Origin of the sequence: Ciceribacter ferrooxidans (assembly GCF_004137355.1) — a bacterium.
GTDB lineage: Bacteria > Pseudomonadota > Alphaproteobacteria > Rhizobiales > Rhizobiaceae > Allorhizobium > Allorhizobium ferrooxidans.
Map to the genome: position 1 here is coordinate 1 of NZ_SDVB01000059.1, position 256 is coordinate 256.

1 protein-coding gene is annotated in these 256 nt (G+C 53.9%); it reads left to right on the plus strand.

The window, feature by feature from the left end; genetic code table 11:
- On the plus strand, positions 1 to 256 hold a 256-nt coding region (locus tag EUU22_RS25475; RefSeq protein ID WP_205687817.1), incomplete at both ends, for a hypothetical protein.

The window sequence follows — 256 nt, forward strand, 5'->3', positions numbered from 1 at the left end:
GGTGGAGAGCCCTGAGCAACTTGTAAGTTTCGCGAAATTTGGCTGGGGCGCCCAGGTCGAGTTCCTGGCGCCGCGACCCGTCCCCGAAATTCCAGATACGTTTGAGCACTTCGGGCCTGGCAGTTGGTTTCACCTGCCCTTAACGTCCGAGCCTGATGCTGACGGAACAAGCCGTACTGTTTTGACCAGCATATTGTTGATGTTCAAGACAACTAACTGCCAAATTACGGCCCTTCATATTTACGATGGACCGACG